The organism is Telluria sp. AIW5 (assembly GCF_056680575.1).
The window spans coordinates 1,953,074-1,972,260 of record NZ_CM155289.1; the positions used below are offsets into that span (position 1 = coordinate 1,953,074).

Below are 19,187 nucleotides of genomic sequence, written 5' to 3' on the forward strand. Positions count from 1 at the left end.
CAGCTGTTCTAACCGTAGATAGACAGTTCTGCGGGAGCGGACGTGAAATCCTGGCTGGCGAACCCATCGTCGAAGATCGCGCAGTTGCTGAGCCTGCTGCGCCTGCCGCGGTGCCTGCCGTTGTGCGTGCTATTGCTGCTGGTCGCGCCGGCAGCCTGCGCGCAGCCGCGCCCGGCCGTCCCAGGCGCAAGCGTGCTCACCGTCGACGGGCCGATCGGCCCGGCCTATGCCGACTACATCGAACGCGGCATCGCCCAGGCCGCGGCGCGCGGGCAACGGCTGGTCGTGCTGCAGATCGATACGCCGGGCGGCCTCGACACCGCCATGCGCCTCATCGTGCGCGCCATCCTGGCAGCGCCTGTTCCCGTTGCCTGCTTCGTCGCCCCGAGCGGGGCCCGCGCCGCCAGTGCCGGCACCTATATCCTGTATGCCTGCCACCTGGCGGCCATGGCGCCCGGCACCAATGTCGGGGCATCCACACCGGTGCAGATCGGCGCCGGTCCCGAGCCGCCAGGCGCGGGGGCACCAAGCCCCGGTGCGCCGGGCGGCACCCCCAAGCCGGCCCAGCCCTCGACCATGGAAAGCAAGGTCGTCAACGATGCCGCCGCCTACCTGCGCGGCCTGGCGCAACTGCGGGGACGCAATGCGGTCTGGGCCGAGGCCTCGGTGCGCCAGTCGCTCAGCCTGTCGGCCGAGGATGCGCTCGCGGCCAAGGTGGTCGACATCGTCGCGCGCGATGTGCCCGGTTTGCTGGCGCAGGCGAACGGACGCATGGTAAGCGTGCGCGGCCAGCCCTGGCGCGTCGACACGGCGGGGATGGCGGTCCTCGATGCGCCGCCGGACTGGCGCACGCGCCTGCTGGCGGTGATCACCAACCCGAGCATCGCGCTGATCCTGCTGTCGGTCGGCGCCTATGGCCTGCTGTTCGAGTTCATGAGTCCGGGCGCGGTGCTGCCGGGCGTGGCCGGGGCGATCTGCCTGCTGCTCGGCCTGTACGGCTTGCAGCTACTGCCGATCAATTATTCGGGGCTGGCGCTGATCTTTTTCGGGCTCGCCTGCATGCTGGCCGAGGCCTTCCTGCCCAGCTTCGGCGTGATCGGCTTCGGCGGCGTCATTGCCTTCGTGATCGGAGCCTTGCTGCTGCTCGACAGCGAAGCGCCGGGCTTCGGCCTGCCGCTGGGCCTGGTTGGGGGCATCGGCGTCGTGGCTGCGCTACTGGTGGCTGCCACGGCCCGGGTCGCACTGCGCACACGGCGGCGGCCGCGTCCGGGCGCACTTGGCGGGCTCGAGGGCAGCATCGGCGAAATGCTGGGCGATTCAGTGCGCGAGGGCTGGGCGAATGTCGGCGGCGAGACCTGGCAGGTGACGGCCGACGCGCCCCTGACACGCGGCGAGCGGGTGCGCGTGCTGGGACGGCGCGGACGCGTGCTGCTGGTCGCCCCGCTGGCGCAGTCGCCACAGCCGGCGCCACATCCGGCACCCTTGGGACGCAACCCGCCGCCGCCCGGCAATGGCAAGGACGCGCCCGCGAATGGACACTAGGAGACCATCATGCTGTTCAACCTGAGTTTCGGTTTTTCCCTGCTGATCGTGGTGGTGCTGGTCCTGTTCGCGATGTCGGTGCGCGTCCTGCGCGAATACGAACGCGGCGTCGTGTTCCAGCTGGGGCGTTTCTGGGCGGTCAAGGGGCCGGGCCTGATCCTGCTGATCCCGGTGCTGCAGCAGATGGTGCGGGTCGACCTGCGCACCGTCGTCCACGACGTACCGAAGCAGGACGTCATTTCGCGCGACAACGTGTCGGTGAAGGTGAATGCCGTGCTGTACTTCCGGGTGGTCGATCCGGAGCGCGCCATCATCCAGGTGGCCAATTTCCTGGAGGCGACCAGCCAGCTCGCCCAGACCACCTTGCGCTCGGTGCTCGGCAAGCACGAGCTCGACGACATGCTGGCCGAGCGCGAGCGCCTGAACATCGACATCCAGAAGGTGCTCGACGCCCAGACCGACGCCTGGGGCATCAAGGTCGCGAATGTCGAAATCAAGCACGTCGACCTCGACGAATCGATGATACGCGCCATCGCCCGCCAGGCCGAGGCCGAGCGCGAGCGGCGCGCCAAGGTCATCCACGCCGAAGGCGAGTTGCAGGCCTCCGAAAAGCTGATGCAGGCCGCTGCCGTGCTGGCCCGCCAGCAGGGCGCGATGCAGCTGCGCTACCTGCAGACCTTGTCGACGCTGGCCAGCGACAAGACGACGACCATCGTCTTCCCGCTGCCGATCGAGATGCTGACTACCCTGATGAAGGGAGGAGACCGCTAGCGTTCCGGGGGTTACAGGAGCTCGCCGTTAGCGGTGACCGTAGGGGGGCATGCCCACGCGGATCGAAGCTGCCACGATCATCTCACGCCTCAGCGCCACGTTCCCTCGCACTGTGGACCTGAACGCCTACTCGCGCTGCAACTCCAACCGCGGCGACGCCGACCCCATCCCCAGCATCCCCGCCGCCAGGATCACGCCCGTGAACGCAAGCCAGGCCGCCACCCATTGCGGCGCCGCGTAGGAATAGCCAAGCGTCAGCGGAATTCCCCCAAGAAAGGCCCCAGTCGCATTCCCGACATTGAACCCCGCCTGCCCAAGCGACGAACCCAGCATTTCCGCCTCCCGCGAATGATCGATCAGCAGCATCTGGATCGGCGGCCCCATCGCCAGCGCATTCGCGCCGGTAAGAAAGGCCAGCACCAGCATGGCCGGCTGCGAGGTGGCGAGCAAACCATTGAGCAACAGCAGGAGCGTCATCGTACCCAACAGGATCACAATCGCGCGGATCGGTGCGAAGCGGTCGGCCAGCTTGCCGCCCGCGGTCACGCCCACGGTCATGCCGACACCGACGACCGTCATGATCATCGGGATCTGGCCAGGTGCGAAGCGCGACAGGTCGGTCAGCAGTGGCGCGATATAACTGAACCAGGCGAAGAAGCCGCCGGTGCCGATCGAGGTGATCGCCAGCGCCATCCAGAGGCCTGGTTTGCGGAAGATCCTGAGGTCTTTCCTGAACCCGGCACTCGGGCGCGCTTCGAAGAAGGGCACGCACTGGCGCAAAGCGAGGGCCGTCAGCAAGCCGATCGCGGCGACGATCAGGAACACCAGGCGCCAGCTCATGTTGTGGCCGAGCCAGGTGCCCAGCGGCACGCCGACCACGTTGGCCAGCGTCAGGCCGGTGAACATGGTCGCCATCGCGGCGGCCACCTTGCCCTCGTCGGCCAGGCGGCTGGCGACGACGGCGCCGACACCGAAGAAGGCGCCGTGCGGCAAGCCGGCGAAGAAGCGCGACACCAGCATCAAGGGAAAGTTCGGCGCCAGCGCGGACAGGGCATTGAACGCCGCAAACATCAGCATGAAGCAGATCAGCACGGTGCGCGGCGGGCGCTTGGCCAGCAGGCTGACGAGGGTCGGCGCACCGACCACGACGCCGAGGGCGTAGGCAGTGATCAAGTAGCCGGCCTGGGGAATCGTGATGTCGAGGCCGGTAGCGATATCGGGGAGGATGCCCATCATGACGAATTCGGTCATACCAATGCCGAAGCCGCCAAGGGCCAGCGGAAGCAGGCTTTTCTTGATCAAAATAGGGAGTCTTTGCAGGGTTGCAGTGTCATGGCAGTCGGGCGCCATGCCGGGCCGAGTGGAACCGATCACTATAGCCCGCCTTGCGCCGCCAGTCCTCTTTCGGCTTGTGATGTCAGGTATTCGGGCCCCTGATAGCGCGGGCTATGCAGACGGCGCCGCGCCACCCGGGCAGCAGCGCGCAGGCAGCGCCGAACACGTGCGCCTGCCAGGCCACGACGACGCCGCCAGGCAGGCCCGCCACACTCGATCCCGCGCCAAGGGCTTGCGCGGCCGTGGACACGGCGCAAGCGAGGCCGCCGGCCAGCAGCGCGGGGCGCCAGCACCCGGCGCCAGGCCAGACGGCGATGCCCGCCGCCAGCGCGACGCTAGCCGCAAGGGCCGAGGCGCCGCGGTAGGCGATGAGATCGGGTACGGCCAACAAGGCCAGCGAGATCAAAGGCGATACCAGCAGCAACTGACGCAGCAGGCGAACGCTACCGATCTCGCGTTCGAGCAGCGACGCGCCGGCGTACAGCACGATCGCGTCGAACAGGGTGTGTTGCAGTCCGAAATGCACCAGGTGCCCGGTCCACAAGCGCCACCACTGGCCCGCCGCGATCGCCTCGCGCTGCCAGTCCAATAAGGTGGAGGTCGATTCCGGCAAAAATGCCAGCAGCAGGCAGGCAAGCGCCAGGCCTGCCGCAGCCCAGGGACGTTCAGGCACGCCGGCACGCACGGCCGATGACCAGCAGGGCGAGGGCGCCGAGCGCGGCCAGCCAGCCGGCGCTGCCGCCGCCCTTGTAACCGGCCTTGTTCGCAACCCGGAATTGCGGATCGGATTTTACGCGTTCGCGGAAATTACCCAGCTCGCCCTGCAAATGCGGAATCAGTTGGTCGACGGCTTGCGCATAGCCTTGCGACTCGGCCGCGCGCGCCTGTTCGGTGAGATTGGCCCAGGTCGAAGAGCCCTTGACCTGGCTGGTGCCCGGCGCGCGGAACAGCAGCTTGCGGCTTTTGACGTCGAACACGGCGGCGTCGAGCAGGGTCTGCACGTCGTACCGGTCGCCCTGGATGACATAGGCGCCCACAATGGTCCAGTACAGGACGGCCGCCGCATTCGTATCGTTGAAGCGGATCTGGTCGTACGAGAGCAGGGCCACGACTTCGACGTCGAACATGCGCGCGACCTGGTCCAGGTTGTCGAAGCCGCCGCCGGGCCGCAGGTAGGACGAGGGAATCAGGTCGATCTTGCCGATATAGGGCTGCGACGAAAACGCGGCCTTGACGCGTTCGAGCAACTGCAGCCGTTCCGCTTCCGACGGCCCCGTGTTGCGGTTCGTTCCCGGCACGAAGGCGATGCCGACGCGCACGGGCGGGCGCAACTCGGTGACGGCCGGCGTCAGCGCCGGCGCGGACGTCGCCTTCGGATACAGGAAGTCGACCAGGCTGCCGGCATGGCGCGCGCTACGCAAGTTGACCGAGCCGCAGCCGCCGATGGCGCCGGCCAGCAAGATAAGGAGGAGAGTCCGAAAGGATCGCATGGGCCACCTGTGTCGTTAATAAGTGGAACGCATGGTGTCACGGAGCCTGATCCGCCTGAAGCAGCGCCGCCGAAGTAGCGTTTAACGCGCCTTGCGGTATTGCCGGACGGACTTTTCAGGTGTCATCATCGCTGAGCCAGTTGATGCGGCCGTGGCCCGCCTCATTCAGGCGCGCGACCAGCGCGGCCGCGTCGGCCTCGGCCAGGCTGAAGGCAAAGACGACGGCCTCGCCATGGCTGACATCGAGGAGCGTGGCACTGGCGGCATCGAGTTCGCGCCGGATCATGCCTTCCTGCGCATACGGCGCCGAGCAGCGCAGCAGCGTGTGGCGCACGATCGCCACTTTCTCGGCGTGCAGCAGCGCCTGCGCGACGCTGTCGGTATAGGCCCGCACCAGCCCGCCGGCGCCGAGTTTGATGCCGCCGAAATAGCGCACGACGGTGGCCAGCACGCCTTCCAGGTCCTGGTGGCGCAGCACGTCGAGCATCGGGCGTCCTGCCGTGCCGCTCGGTTCGCCGTCATCGACCGCCGCGGACTGGCCGCCGGCCAGCAAGGCCCAGCACACGTGCGCCGCTTGCGGGTGTTGCGCACGCAGGCGCGCGACCACCGCCTGCGCGCTGGCGCGGTCCGTCATCGGCTGCACGCAGGCGATGAAACGGCTCTTCTTGATGAGCAGTTCGTGGTGGGCGGGGGCGGTGAGGGTCTGGGGCATGGGCGCTGCAGGAAGCGGAAACTGAAGCGGAAACAAAAACGCCAACCGTGAAGGTTGGCGTTTTCGCTGAATCTTTGGTAGGCCGTGCGGGATTCGAACCTGCGACCAACGGATTAAAAGTCCGCTGCTCTACCAGCTGAGCTAACGACCCGAAGAAGGCAAGATTATAGCCGGACTCTTGCGAATGTCCAAGAACTTCCTGCGGCCGCGTATAAAAGCCAGCGCCAGCGCTTCAGGTTTCGACGTGCTCGTCTTCCTCCTGCGCCTCGCGCATCGCCGCCGGCTCGAGCTTCTCGGCGTCGACGTTCATCTTGATGAAGGCGCCCCAGCTAAGCAGGAGCACGCCCGTCGCCACGCCGATCGACGCGACATGGGGCAGCAATTCGGGCTTGGCGTGCATGAACTGGAAGACGCCGACCAGGCATTCGACACCGAGCGAGGTGACGACCACGATCATGAAGCGCGACAGGAAACGCCGCACGCGGGTCGGCGCGCTGACGTGCACCGCCCGTTGCACTTCCTCCTCCAGCACGGTCTGGCCGAGTTCCAGCGCCGCGATCGCAATCGTCAGCAAGCCGATGCATTCGAGGATCAGCTGGAAGCGGTCCTGCACCCCCTGTTCGCCGCCTGGCTGCAGCGCGGACCAGATTTCGACCCCGGCCAGCACGATCAGTGCGAAGCCGCAAATGAAAAACAGCACCGCCACGAAGATGTAGCCGAAGGAACTGAGGCGTTGCAAAAATTTCACGGGAAGACCTCGCAGGGGAAAGTGTGAAAACTTTAGCATCATTCGAAAATCACTCGTGTTCGGCAGGACGAGCGCGGCCGTATCGCAAGTGTTGCCAAATCATCTTGCTTCCGGAGCGTCATGATGCGGCGCAAAGGTGCTGATGGCCGGTCCTTGTATCGTGGCAACGTCTTCCCAGATTGAACTACCTGTGCGGTCGTTCGCCGTCATTGCCCATGCATGAGGAGTGTGTTAATCCATGACTACCGCGCTGGTACGACAGGTCACCGCTGCGTTGGCGGAGTTTGCAAGTCGCAGCAGGTTGTACGAACTGTCGATCGGCGATCGGGCGGCCGGCGCGGGCAGCATGCTGGTCGAAGCCTTCGCAGCCGTCGATGCGTTGCAGGAAATCGGCTGGCGCGACCTCATCGTCCTGTCGACCAGTGCCCATCTCGATTCGGCCTCCTTGCTGGGACAGCCGGCGGCGCTCGCCATCAGCCTGGCCGACGGCACCCGCGACCGCTTCGCCGGCGAGATCGTTGAAGCGGCGATGCTCGGCAGCGACGGTGGCCTGGCGCGCTACCGGCTGCGCATTGTCCCGTGGCTCTGGCGTCTGGGACAGGTGCGCAACAGCAGGGTGTGGCAAGACAAGAGCGTCATCGACATTGTCGATGAGGTCTTCAAGGCATATTTGCCGCTGGCGCGCTGGCGCTGGAGCGACGACGCGAGACCGTTCATGGCCCAGGCCATGCCGCGCAGCTACTGTTGCCAGTACCGTGAAACCGATCTCGACTTCGTCCTGCGCTTGCTGACCGAAGAGGGACTCGGCTGGCGCTGCGAGCAGGATGCGGACGGGGCGAGCCTCGTCCTGTTTGCCGACAGCACCCGGCCGAGCGCGGTGGGCGAGCACGGCCGGCCGGTGCGCTACCACGGTGCCCGTTCGGTCGAGTCCAGCGATACGGTGCAGGCCCTGGTCGCCCGGCGCCGCCTGCACGCATCGCTCACGACCGTCCTCAGCCAGAACTACAAGGCAAAGCAGGCGGTCGCCGCCAGCTCTCCCACCCGCAAACGGCAGGGAAGCAAGCTCCCCGTTCTCGAGTCCTACGATGTGCCCGGCCAGTACGCTTACGCCACCCGCGAGCAGGCACGCCGCCACGCCGACTTGCAGATGGAAGTGCAGGAGGCGAGCGCCGCCATGTGGCACGGCCGTTCGACACTGCGCAGCATGCGTGCAGGCACCCGCCTGGCGATCACCGGCATGCCGCTCGCACAGTGTCCCAAAGCAGCATTCACCGTGCTGCGCGTCGCCAGCGTGGGCGTCAACAACATGCCGCCGCCGGCGCAGCACGCGCTCGCCGAACTGTTCGGGCCAATCCCGGAACTGCTCGAAGAAATGGCGAACCAGCATGTTCCGGACGACTTCGCACTCGCCATCGCGCAAGCCCGGGAGACCGGCTACGCCAACTGCTTCGATGCAATCCCGGCTGAGGTACCCTGGCGCCCGGCGCCGGCAAGCGGCGACAGCCGGCAGCGCGCGCGGCCGACGGCGCACGGCAGCCAAAGCGCCATCGTGATCGGTGCCGACGGCAAGGACGAACCGAATGGTGCCGACGAGCTCTACTGCGATCGTCTGGGACGGGTACGCATCCGCTTTCACTGGCAGGAGGGTGGCCAGGCGAGCTGCTGGGTGCGCGTCGCCCAACGCTCGGCCGGCGGCGGCATGGGTTGCCAGTTCCTGCCTCGCATCGGCCAGGAAGTGCTGGTGCAATTTCTTGAAAACGATATTGATCGCCCGATCATCGTCGGCGCCCTGTACAACGGCCAGGGAGAAGGCGGCATCCCGCCGACGCCGGGCGGCGTCAGGGTGGCCGCGCCGAAGACGCCTTTTGATCGCGCCCACGACCACGCAGCTTCCGCCCAGGGCAACATCGCCGGCGGCAACAGCCCCGTCTGGCACGGCGCCTCCGGCGACAGCGCCGGCCACCGCAACGGCGCCGCCCAGTGGGGCATCCGCAGCAAAGAGTTCGGCGGTTCCGGCTACAGCCAGTTGCTGTTCGACGACACGGACGCACAAGGCCGCGTCCAGCTGAAATGCACGCATGCCGCAACCGAACTGAACCTGGGCCACCTGATCCACGCTGCCGACAACTACCGCGGCAGTTTCCGCGGTACCGGCGCCGAACTGCGCACCGATGCCTACGGCGCGGTGCGAGCGGGCGCCGGCTTGCTGATTACCAGCTACAAGGTCAACCACAGCGCCACGGCACGCGATGCTGTCGCCGAGGTCGCGGGTGCGGTGGCGATGTTGACGCAGGCCGTGAAGCTGGCGGACGCCTTCAACTCAGCCGCGCACACGCACCAGACGGTGGCGCTTTCCAGTCACCTCGGCGTCAGCAAAGCCGACAACAGCGTGCTCGACGACAAGTCTGCTCCGCTGAAGGCGATGCTCACGAGCGCCTCGGGCATGGTCGGCAAAGACAGCCTCGACGCTGCCCGCTCCGATGCCGCGGCGAAAAACACGAGCGCCGGCGACGGCAAGCTTCCACATTTCACCGATCCGCTGATCGCCATCGCTGCGCAAGACGGATTTAGCGCGAATGCCGGGCAAAGCCTGCAGCTGGCGAACGGTGAAACGGTGACCGTGATGAGCGGGCAGGACACGCAGTTCGTCACCGGCGGGCAGATGCGGGTTCATTCCGGGCAGGCAATCGGCGTGCTGGGCGGGGCGGTAAAGGCCGGGGAGGGCGGTATCGGGCTGCAGCTGATCACGGCGAAGGACGCCATCGATATCCAGGCGCAGGCGGACGAACTGAAAGTGCAGGCGCGCGACGAAATCAACGTCATCAGCGCGAATGCGCATATCGACTGGGCGGCGGCGAAAAGGATCAGTTTATCGACGGCGGGCGGGGCGAATATCACGATCGAGGGCGGGAATATTACGGTGCAGTGTCCGGGGAAAATCAAGGTGCATGCGGGGAAGAAGAGTTTTACGGGGCCGGCGAAGCTCGGCTACGACCTTCCCGCAATGCCGAGCAGTATCTGCATCGCCTGCCTGAAGAAATCGCTCGAAGCCGGGCCAGCGTTCACGATGGTGGAATGACATGCTAATCAACGCCTTCGAAGAGAACTTTTTCGACAAGCTGGATATGCAAGCCGCGAAGCTCGTCGCGCCAAATAATCTCTATTTGCTGATCGACGGCGCGTTCGTCCCCGGACTGCATAAGACGCTCGCGAGCGACAGCAAATCATTGCTCTTCGCTTCCCTTCCGGGTTGTAACGCCGAAACGGCGGATTCGTCGCCGTTTCTGACGCCTTACGTCCCTCAGGACAAGCGGATGCGTTCGTTATTACGGCGCTGCAGTCGCTGGCCCATGCTGAGCCTAATCCAAACACCCGAATCCCTCGCCCAGCTTTCCGCGCGTTTGTCGGCATGGTGCGTAATCGAAGCAGACGGCATGCGCTTCAATTTTCGCTTCGCAGATACGCGGCGCCTACCGGCGATCATGCAGACGCTTAGTCCTGAGCAACGTGCTCAATTCACGGGGCCAGCCACAGGTTGGTCATATGTGGCACGCGATGGAAGTCGGAATCAGCTTGAAGTCGCTGGCTTCGATGCGGTGCCGGCTAACAATCCTGTATTGGACGATCCGCAATTTGGGGCACTGGTCGATGATAGCCGTGCGGACGAGGTCCTGGTACGGCTCGGTGATCGCGGCTACGAGGTCGGCAAGCATCCTTCGGTAAGTCATGCGCGAGTGACTGACGCGCTTCGTATCGGTGTCTCAGACGCGTTGACCAACGATGATGTTCTTGACTGGTGTGCCTGGTTCTGGCGGCACGCCGAGGCACACCATGACGCTTCCGCACCGGCGGCGTTCCAGATATGGAAAAACAGTTCTATCAGGGAGAGCCAAACATGATTCGATCGCTTTTGGTGCCGGTATTCGTGCTCTGTGCATCTCTGTTGTCTGGCTGTGAAGAGTCCACGGTCAACGTCAACCTGCATGGGGTGAACTACACCGTCGACCCGTTCACCTATATGGTAATGGACCCAGTGAAGCCTGATCAGATCAGCGGTGGCGAGCTCATCGATTCCTTTGCGGCTGGCGGTACAACTTGCTGCGCGACCCTTCCGCGCGAATGGCGGCCTGGAATCAAAATCACGGTCCGTACAACGCATTGGCTGAAGGCGCGGCCTGATGGCAGCCTGCCCGAGATCAAGCAGGTGCATATCGTCGAGGTGCCGAAGTACGTCGGCGGCAAGCCCGGTGAGCTCTGGGTTTTACGCAATGCAGATGGGAGCATCAGCGTCGTTTCAAGCGATCTGCAGCCGGATCATGCGCAATGGCCTGGGAAGGTAAAAGGGTGGCCAATACCGTCGCTTGAATATCAACTCGAAAGATGGGAGATATATCGAAAGCATGAGGAGATATTCGTTCGACTTTACGTTTCTCTTCTGGATGATTTAGGAGAAGATCCTAAAAAACATGGGGAATTTTTATGGAGTGAAACAAAAAAAAGCAATCCATCTGACTTGGCTGGTTTTTCAGGTCCACATGACCCAAAATATCTCGCTTCCTTGCGGAAAGAGTACGACGAGGGGCTTGATAATAGCCTTAAATTACTAAAGAACGTCATGGATGAAAAGCCATGAGCGCCACGTTATCGCAGCCGGTGGGAGCGGAATTTATCAACCCCAGCGATTTTGAGAGTTTTTTCGGTAGCTCGCAAAAGAAGAAAATCGACAAGGAATTTGATTCGCGTGAGCAGCCAATATTTGGTATGCCTGGGAAGTCGTGCGAAACTAATCTCTTCTTTGGGTTCTTTTTTGACGGCACAAAAAATAATTACATTAAAGCGGACGCTGCCAAAAATCACTCGAACGTCGCCCGTCTGTACGATTGCTACCCGGGCTTGAGCGTTCCTGGTGTACTGCCGAAATCGACTGACTGGCAGTACAAGCCTGAGCGATACACGCACTTTTTCAAGGTGTACGTGCCTGGAGTCGCCTCCCCATTCAGCCAGGTCGGTGATACGGGAGAAGGCACCCAATACACGGCGGGCGCGGCTTCAGGCGGACTAGGGGAGCGTCGGATCATCTGGGCTCTCATACAAGCTGTCAATAATATCCACCGATATTTCCTGAAAACCCCACTGGTCGAGCAAGCCGAAGTCGATCTGCTGGTCCGGCGCATTGTGCTCAATAAGTTCGCTCGCGCCATGATGACAAATCCTGGGGATGCTTACGGCCTCGCCGCCAATAATCAGGTGAATACGCGCGCGCGACAAGCATTCAGGAGTATTTTATTGCGGCTCAAGACCGCTATTGCACAACACCATCCAGATCCGAAGACGGGCAAACCGGCCAAGATCAATCCTGCCATCGTCAGAACGATTTATGTTTCAACGTTTGGCTTTTCACGGGGAGCGACAGAGGCTCGTGCCTTTGTAAACTGGCTACAAACGCTATGCAAACTGGACGCTCAGGTTCATGAGACGAAGGCGGAGTTTTCGCTGGGCGGTTTCAACGTCGTGTTCGATTTTCTTGGCGTGTTCGATACCGTCGCCTCGGTCGGCGCCGGTAACACCTTGGGGAACAGTTTTGCAGGAAGGCTCTTTGACGGTCATGGAGCCTGGGCCGATACTGAGGACAGCTTACGAATTCCGCCAGGTCTCAAATGCCTGCATCTGGTCGCTGCACATGATCTACGACGCAGCTTTCCGGTCGACTCGATTTCCGTCAGAGGAAACCTGCCGGCAGGCTGTGAAGAAGTGGTGGTGCCCGGCGTCCATTCTGATATCGGATGTGGCTACAGTCCAGGCGAACAAGGAAAGGGAGCGGATCCGAATGGTGACGACATGCTGTCTCGTATTCCATTATTGATGATGTACAAGGCTGCGCGTATGAACGGCGTTCCACTGAAGCTTGAGACAGCGAGTTCGATCGCAAAATCCAGATTCGCGGTCAAGCCTGCCACCATCGAATCTTTCAATGCTTACATCGCGACGTGCAAAGAAATCCAGGGGCGAATCCATCGGATCATGCGCGAACAAGCGCGCAAGCAAATCGAGTGGCGCCTGATGCGCCGCGTGACGCGACAGACTCCATTGCAGAAAACGGCAAGTTTTCTTCGTGCGTCCACGTTCGACCAAAACGATCTCGTAAGCGCTGGGCAGGAGTTTGAGCAGGAAATTGACGCGTTTATTGCCTGGCGTAAGGAGAAAGGCGCCGCATTTCGGCCGGCCCAACAAAAGGCAGGATTTGATAACGAGCATTTGGCAGAGTGGGAGGAAATCGCGACGTGGTGGGAAGAATTACCTCGACCAGTAGCGGCGGTTGTGGATTTCTTTGATAACTACGTGCATGACTCCGGAGCCTCGTTCAAGTTAATTCCGGGAAATCCGGATAACGCAACGGATATGCAGGTAAAACTCGCCGAGTGGACGAAAGAACGCAACGAATGCAAAGAGCATCAAAAGAAGGATGGATTGGACGATAACGAACGGCGTGCTGCGGATGAGTATGCAAAAACCGGCAAGATCCCCCGTATGACGACGGGGGGGAGGGAGCCGTTTGGCTCGTCGTGGAAGAGCTATGGTTTATCGAGCAGAGCTGGGTACTTAAGATTCCGTAAAATATACGCCGGCGAAGATTCCGTTCTTCTCTCATCAATTCCTGTCCAGGGGGGCGAGGCGCGTCAGTTTGCAGAGAATGCTGATGATGGCAGCCGTGACGCGACTGCCGCCTGAATTCTACAATCTCATCACGCGACGGCTGAAAAGAAATTCCAGAGCGTGTACTACACGGCCAAACAATAAAGGCGCCATGATCACTCATGGCGCCTTTATTTTTAAAAAAATTCATGACAGGCCGCGCGAGATTCAAACCTGCGACCGACGGATTAAAGTCGCCTGGTCGAATGTGATCTCTCTGCAAGCGCAGCCTCGCTGCCTGGAATGACAGTTCCTGACGAAACAAATCCTTCCCTGAATTGCTTTCTTATAAGTGGTGTTGCTATTTCGCAACTGAAAGCCTACTGAAAGCATCATCCCCCAATAATCAAGTTGAGATGCAACTACAACAAACGCATCCATAACTAAAAAATGGGAGACATCGATGTACTGGTTCCACCACCTGAAAATTGCCAACAAGTTGCTGCTTGCGTTCGCGCTCGTGATCGCGATGACGTGTGTGATGGGCATATTTTCGATCGTCCAGCTGGTCAAGGTGAGCAACTCATCGACCGATATTGCCAAAAACTGGATGCCCGCCACCCGCCACATCGGCGAGGTGCAGACTTCGCTGGCGCGCTTCAGGATTTCGGAGGCCACCCATATCTTGCAGGAAGACGAGGCCGGGATGAACGCCGCCGACAAGGCACTTTCCACCCGCCGCGACACCATGCGCAAGCAGCAGGAATCGCTGGCCGCCCTGGTGTCGGATCCCGAGGAACAACGCATTTATGCAGCGTTCCTGCAGGACCTGGATGCCTACATGGCGGAAAGTAGCAAGCTGACTGCACTCTCGCATGCAGGCAACAAGAATGAAGCACGGGCGGTGTTCAAGGGAGCGTCCAACAAGATCTATCGCGCGATCAACGAAGAATTCGAAGCGCTGGCCAGGCACAATGACGAGGGCAGCAATGCATCCGAACAGGCGGCGGAGCAGATTTTCAGCATGTCGCGCAAGCTGATCATCGGCGCACTGGCGCTGTTGGTCGGCGTCGGCCTGCTGCTGGCGGTGTGGGTGGCGCGCATGGTTGCGGGGCCGCTGAACGAAGCGGTCAGTGTGGCGCAGCGCGTTGCGCACGGCGACTTGACGGCCGTTATCGACGTCGGCAGCCGCGATGAAACCGGCATGGTCATGAGCTCCTTGCGCGACATGAACGAAAGCCTGGCGCGCGTGGTGGGCCAGGTACGTGGCTCGACCGATGCGATCGCCACCGCATCGGCGCAGATCGCCAGCGGCAACATGGACCTGTCGTCCCGCACCGAGGGCCAGGCCAGCTCGCTGGAGGAAACCGCGTCAGCCATGGAAGAGCTGACGGCCACCGTGCGGCAGAACGCCGACAATGCGCGCCTCGCCGAGCAACTGGCGCAGTCGGCGTCAAGCGTGGCGGCCGACGGCGGCAAAGTCGTGGGCGAGGTGATCACGACCATGGTGGCGATCGGTGCGGCGTCGCGCAAGATCGTCGACATCATCGGTGTCATCGACGGGATCGCCTTCCAGACCAATATCCTTGCGCTGAACGCGGCGGTGGAGGCCGCGCGCGCCGGCGAACAGGGACGTGGATTCGCGGTCGTGGCCTCGGAGGTGCGCAACCTGGCGCAGCGCAGCGCCATGGCCGCCAAAGAGATCAAACAGTTGATCGGGGATTCGGTGCAGCAGATGAATTCCGGCACGGTGCTGGTGCAGCAGGCCGGCCGTACCATGGAGCAGGTCGTGGCCAGCGTACGCAATGTGAGCGAGGTGGTCGGTGAAATCTCGGCTTCCAGCGTGGAGCAGCGTTCCGGTATCGAGGAAATCAACAAGGCCATCGGTCAAATCGACGCAACTACCCAGCGCAACGCCGCGCTGGTCGAGGAGGCAGCTGCTGCGGCGGGCGCTTTGCAGGAAGAGGCCGCGCAACTGGCGGCGGTGGTGTCCCGGTTCCGCCTGGCCGGCGGGCCTCACCCGGTCGGGACACTTCCCGCAATCGCAGGCGGTCGCGCGCATGACAAGGCGGGGGATGCCTTGCTCGATCGGGTGTAAGGCCTTCGACCGAGCGCTACTCACGCTGGCATCGATATTAAAAGTGCCAATGGCTGTCGCGATGGTCCGGTTTCTGTTCCACCATGTTATCCGGTTGCGCGAGATATGTCCGTGTTCTGCGAGGCTCCTGGATGAATGAGCTCATTCTGGCCGGGCTCAGCGACAACGTGACCGTGATGGACTCACCCTGACCGTATTTGCTCCGGCCTGACCAGAGAGCGACCGGAACCCCTTTTCCAAATGGTAGGGTAGCCGTTCCAAACCCCACGCAATTCGGCAGCCAGAGCGATAGCCACGAGCGCGAACCCAGTTTGCTGCTCACACGCGCGCTGGTTGAACCGCCGCGCCCAACGAACTGTCAAACATCGGTCCACGCAAACCGGCGGCTGGGGCGACACGGCGGCGGCCGAGCACCGCTGGCAAGTGTATGAAGCGAATTCTTCCGTCGAGAACGTCATTCTGGAAGGACCTCACATGGCTAAGTATCTGGTTGAAGCGAGCTATCTCAACGAGGGGATCAATGGCCTGCTGAAGGAAGGCGGCACGCGGCGGCGTGAGGCTGTCGATCAGTTATTCCACTCGCTAGGCGGGAAGGTCGAAGCCTTTTATTTCGTGTTCGGCGACAGAGATGTCGTCATCATCGGCGAGCTTCCCGACAACGCCACTGCCGCGGCGCTGGCGCTCAGGGTCGATGCCGCCGGCGTCACCACGTGCAAAACGACGGTGCTGCTGACGCCCCAGGAAATCGATGCAGCCGTGACCAAGACCGTGACCTATCGTCCACCGGGCTATGACATGGCCCCCGAGGTCGTCAACTGGGAAGGCGAGGGCGGGCATCTTGCGTCAGGTGCGCAAGGTGGAAATGAATGAACGGGAATATTAAACAGGTCATTTCCCCGTGTCAGAGCTGATTTGGACCTGCGCGGTCAGAGGGAAAAACCACTTGCTGCGGAGCAGATGAGACCAGACGTTTTCCGAAGCGACCAGAGAGCGACCAGAACGCAAAAAGCCCACGAACCGAAATTCGTGGGCTTCTTGGTAATTCGTGGTAGGCCGTGCGGGATTCGAACCTGCGACCAACGGATTAAAAGTCCGCTGCTCTACCAGCTGAGCTAACGACCCGAAAGAGGCAGCATTATAGCCGGCGATTGCCGTTTGCGCTAGTGCCAACCAAGGCAACTCAAGAAACCGACAGCGCCGCCGTCACCTTCAGCACTTCCTCGGCCGTCGTCGCACCCTCGATGATCTTCATCGCGCCGGCAATTCGCAGTGGCTTCATGCCATCCAAAACGCTCTGCTGACGCAGCCCCGCCAGGTCGGCCGCCTCGCCGATCCGCCGCGTGAATTCCTCGGACACGGTCAGCAATTCATACAGCCCGGTACGCCCGCGATAACCCGTCTGCCGGCATTCGGGACAGCCGATGGGACGATAGACCGTCGCCGGCTTCGGCAAGTTCCACGATCCCCCCAAACTTTGCCAGACGTCGTCGCTCAGCTCGCCGTCGGGCGCCTTGCAGTCCGGGCACAGGGTGCGCACGAGGCGCTGGGCCATCACACCGATCAGCGTTGCTTCCAGCAGGTAATCGGGCACGCCCAGCTCCAGCAGGCGCATCACGGCCGAAGGCGCGTCGTTCGTGTGCAGGGTGGACAGCACGAGGTGGCCCGTCAGGGCGGCCTGGATCGCCATCTCGGCGGTGGCCAGGTCACGGATTTCGCCGACCATGATGATGTCCGGATCTTGCCGCATCAGCGCGCGGACGCCGTCGGCGAAGGAGAGGTCGATGCCGGGCTGCACCTGCATCTGGTTGAATGAGGCCTCGACCATCTCGATCGGGTCTTCGACGGTGCAGACATTCACTTCATTCGTCGCCAGCGCCTTCAAGGTCGTGTACAGCGTCGTCGTCTTGCCGGAACCCGTCGGTCCGGTGACGAGGATGATGCCGTGCGGACGGTTCGTCAGCGCATCCCAGCGCGCCGCATCGTCCGGCGGGAAACCGAGTTCGGGCAAGGTCTTGACCACGACTTCCGGATCGAAAATACGCATCACCAGTTTCTCGCCGAAGGCGGTCGGCATCGTCGACAGGCGCAGCTCGACTTCCTGGCCCGTTGCCGTACGGGTTTTGATGCGGCCATCTTGCGGGCGGCGCTTTTCGATGACGTCCATCCGGCCCAGCAGCTTGATGCGGGCCGTCATCGCCAGCATCACGGCCGCCGGCACCTGGTAGACCTGGTGCAGCACGCCGTCGATGCGGAAGCGGATGACCGCAATCTCGCGCTTTGGTTCCAGGTGGATGTCGGAGGCGCGCTGTTCGAAGGCATAGCCCCACAGCCAGTCGACGATGTTGACGATGTGCTGGTCGTTGGCGTCGAACTGTTTATTCGCCTTGCCCAGTTCGACCAGCTGCTCGAAGTTGCTGCGCAGCGCCAGGTCCTGGGCGTTGGTCTTGCTGGCGTCGCGGATCGATTTCGCCAGGCTGAAGAACTGGGAAATGTATTGCGAGATATCGAGTGGATTGGCCAGCACCAGTTCGATGCGCCGGCGCGACAGTTTGGCGATCTCCGCTTCCCATTCGGTCGAGAACGGGTCGGCCGTCGCCACCGTCAGCGTGCTTGCGGTAATGTCGACCGGCAGGATATTGAAACGCGCCGCATAGCTGGCCGACATCACGTCGGCCACCCTGGTGAAATCGATCTTCAATGGATCGATACGGATGAAGGGCAGGCCGACCTTGGCCGCGCACCATTCGGTGAGGATGTCGAGCGTGAGCAGGCGATGCGGCGGCTGGTGCGAAACCAGCTTGCACTGGGCGACGCTGGTCAGCGCGTGCATCGAGCTTGCCGCATTTTTCAAGATGCCCTGGGCTTGGGCGAAATGCGCCTTGACCTTGTCCTTTTCGACGATGCCGTCGGCCAGCAGCCACGAGAAAATGGTTTGCAGGTCGAGCCGGCGCGGCCGCGCGGGGCTGCGGGGGAGGGAAGCGGGCTGGGGTGCGTTGGCGTTCATGTTCCCTCCTTCTTGCAGTTTATTGCGACGCTTCGATACCCTTGACCCAGGATTTCGCCGGCAACTTGGTGGCGGCAAGGATCTGCGCCGCGCGCGCGGCCAGGGCCGCACTGTCGCGCTCCGGGCGCGTCTTGAAGCAGAGCGCCACGACGTTCCCGTCGTGCACTTCGGGCAGGCAGATCACGTGGTCGAACGCGAACTTCATCGCCTTGATGTTCTTGTTGTAGCTCGGGTGGTCGCCGAACAGGTTGACCGTCATGATGCCGTGCTCGGTGAGGCAGTCGTTGCAGGCCGCGTAGAACTCGGGCGTGTCGAGTACCGGGCCGCGCGCGGTGGCGTCGTACAAATCGCACTGGAGCACGTCGAACAAGCCGTGATGTGCTGGATCCTCGACGAAATCGAGGGCGTCCATCTCCAGGATCTGCAGGCGCTCGTCCTGCGGCGGCAGCTTGAACATCGTGTTGCAGATGGCAATGACCGATGGATTGAGTTCGACCGCCGTCACCTGCGCTTCGGGAAACTGGCGGTAGCAGTATTTGGTGAGCGTGGCCGAACCGAGGCCGAGCTGGACGATGTGGCGCGGTGCTTCGAGGAACAGCATCCAGGCCATCATCTGCTGGGCGTATTCGAGTTCCGGCCAGTCGGGTTTGCGGATGCGCATGGCCCCCTGCACCCATTCGGTACCGAAGTGGAGATAGCGTACACCGTCCTGTTCGGACAATGTCACGGGGGCGAATTTGGGTTTGCGCGCAGGACGGCGCGAGGATTCGGCTTGTTCGATGGACTTGCGTTTGATGAGCATAGGGCGACCTGATTGAATCGTCCTATTATCACGGCAGGGGTTCCCGCTGCGC

At 62.5% G+C, this 19,187-nt stretch carries 15 protein-coding genes and 2 tRNA genes; 8 read left to right on the forward strand and 9 right to left on the reverse strand.

Annotated features, from left to right (window positions below; genetic code table 11):
* Positions 1-42 precede the first annotated feature (42 nt).
* On the forward strand, positions 43-1,542 hold the full coding sequence (locus AC1MEM_RS08590; protein ID WP_499476619.1) for an NfeD family protein: 1,500 nt from the start codon (positions 43-45) through the stop codon (positions 1,540-1,542).
* A 9-nt stretch (positions 1,543-1,551) separates the two neighbouring features.
* Positions 1,552-2,313 (forward strand): slipin family protein, encoded by a 762-nt coding sequence (locus AC1MEM_RS08595; RefSeq protein ID WP_499476620.1) that lies wholly within the window; start codon positions 1,552-1,554, stop codon positions 2,311-2,313.
* A 126-nt stretch (positions 2,314-2,439) separates the two neighbouring features.
* Here the strand turns inward: AC1MEM_RS08595 and AC1MEM_RS08600 are convergent, their stop codons facing one another.
* The 6 genes from AC1MEM_RS08600 to AC1MEM_RS08625 all read right to left on the reverse strand — a co-directional run bounded on the left by AC1MEM_RS08600 (position 2,440) and on the right by AC1MEM_RS08625 (position 6,598).
* The gene (locus AC1MEM_RS08600; protein WP_499476621.1) at positions 2,440-3,615 is read right to left on the reverse strand and encodes an MFS transporter; all 1,176 of its coding nucleotides are present in this window, start codon (positions 3,613-3,615) and stop codon (positions 2,440-2,442) included.
* A gap of 115 nt (positions 3,616-3,730) precedes the next feature.
* Complete coding sequence (locus AC1MEM_RS08605) at positions 3,731-4,321, reverse strand: rhomboid family intramembrane serine protease (protein ID WP_499476622.1); 591 nt, start codon at positions 4,319-4,321, stop codon at positions 3,731-3,733.
* On the reverse strand, positions 4,314-5,138 hold the full coding sequence (rhlP, locus tag AC1MEM_RS08610; protein WP_499476624.1) for a rhombotarget lipoprotein: 825 nt from the start codon (positions 5,136-5,138) through the stop codon (positions 4,314-4,316). Before rhlP ends, AC1MEM_RS08605 begins: the two co-directional genes overlap by 8 nt.
* Positions 5,139-5,253: 115 nt before the next feature.
* Positions 5,254-5,850 carry an IMPACT family protein gene (locus AC1MEM_RS08615; protein WP_499476625.1) on the reverse strand — a complete coding sequence of 199 codons (597 nt, stop codon included), beginning with the start codon at positions 5,848-5,850 and terminating at the stop codon, positions 5,254-5,256.
* A 75-nt stretch (positions 5,851-5,925) separates the two neighbouring features.
* Positions 5,926-6,001: transfer RNA gene (locus tag AC1MEM_RS08620), tRNA-Lys, on the reverse strand.
* Between the two features lie 81 nt (positions 6,002-6,082).
* Positions 6,083-6,598: a hypothetical protein gene (locus tag AC1MEM_RS08625; RefSeq protein WP_499476626.1), complete on the reverse strand. Its 516-nt coding sequence runs from the start codon at positions 6,596-6,598 to the stop codon at positions 6,083-6,085.
* A gap of 238 nt (positions 6,599-6,836) precedes the next feature.
* Here AC1MEM_RS08625 and AC1MEM_RS08630 point away from each other — a divergent pair, with 238 nt between their 5' ends.
* The 6 genes from AC1MEM_RS08630 to AC1MEM_RS08655 all read left to right on the forward strand — a co-directional run bounded on the left by AC1MEM_RS08630 (position 6,837) and on the right by AC1MEM_RS08655 (position 16,199).
* Complete coding sequence (locus tag AC1MEM_RS08630) at positions 6,837-9,677, forward strand: type VI secretion system Vgr family protein (RefSeq protein WP_499476627.1); 2,841 nt, start codon at positions 6,837-6,839, stop codon at positions 9,675-9,677.
* A gap of 1 nt (position 9,678) precedes the next feature.
* On the forward strand, positions 9,679-10,497 hold the full coding sequence (locus AC1MEM_RS08635) for a DUF4123 domain-containing protein (protein ID WP_499476628.1): 819 nt from the start codon (positions 9,679-9,681) through the stop codon (positions 10,495-10,497).
* A complete protein-coding gene (locus tag AC1MEM_RS08640) occupies positions 10,494-11,231 on the forward strand; it encodes a DUF3304 domain-containing protein (RefSeq protein ID WP_499476629.1) in 738 nt (245 codons plus the stop codon). Before AC1MEM_RS08635 ends, AC1MEM_RS08640 begins: the two co-directional genes overlap by 4 nt.
* The gene (locus AC1MEM_RS08645; protein WP_499476631.1) at positions 11,228-13,327 is read left to right on the forward strand and encodes a T6SS phospholipase effector Tle1-like catalytic domain-containing protein; all 2,100 of its coding nucleotides are present in this window, start codon (positions 11,228-11,230) and stop codon (positions 13,325-13,327) included. Before AC1MEM_RS08640 ends, AC1MEM_RS08645 begins: the two co-directional genes overlap by 4 nt.
* 367 nt (positions 13,328-13,694) lie before the next feature.
* Complete coding sequence (locus AC1MEM_RS08650) at positions 13,695-15,329, forward strand: methyl-accepting chemotaxis protein (protein WP_499476632.1); 1,635 nt, start codon at positions 13,695-13,697, stop codon at positions 15,327-15,329.
* Between the two features lie 333 nt (positions 15,330-15,662).
* The gene (locus AC1MEM_RS08655; RefSeq protein WP_499476633.1) at positions 15,663-16,199 is read left to right on the forward strand and encodes a GYD domain-containing protein; all 537 of its coding nucleotides are present in this window, start codon (positions 15,663-15,665) and stop codon (positions 16,197-16,199) included.
* 176 nt (positions 16,200-16,375) lie between these two features.
* Here the strand turns inward: AC1MEM_RS08655 and AC1MEM_RS08660 are convergent.
* From AC1MEM_RS08660 to AC1MEM_RS08670, 3 genes are all read right to left on the reverse strand, one after another.
* Positions 16,376-16,451 (reverse strand) — tRNA-Lys (locus AC1MEM_RS08660).
* 58 nt (positions 16,452-16,509) lie between these two features.
* Positions 16,510-18,333, reverse strand: a complete 1,824-nt coding sequence (gene tfpB / locus AC1MEM_RS08665; RefSeq protein ID WP_499476634.1) for a type IV pilus assembly ATPase TfpB — start codon at positions 18,331-18,333, stop codon at positions 16,510-16,512.
* Between the two features lie 19 nt (positions 18,334-18,352).
* The gene (locus AC1MEM_RS08670; protein WP_499476635.1) at positions 18,353-19,135 is read right to left on the reverse strand and encodes a spermine/spermidine synthase domain-containing protein; all 783 of its coding nucleotides are present in this window, start codon (positions 19,133-19,135) and stop codon (positions 18,353-18,355) included.
* Positions 19,136-19,187: the final 52 nt, after the last annotated feature.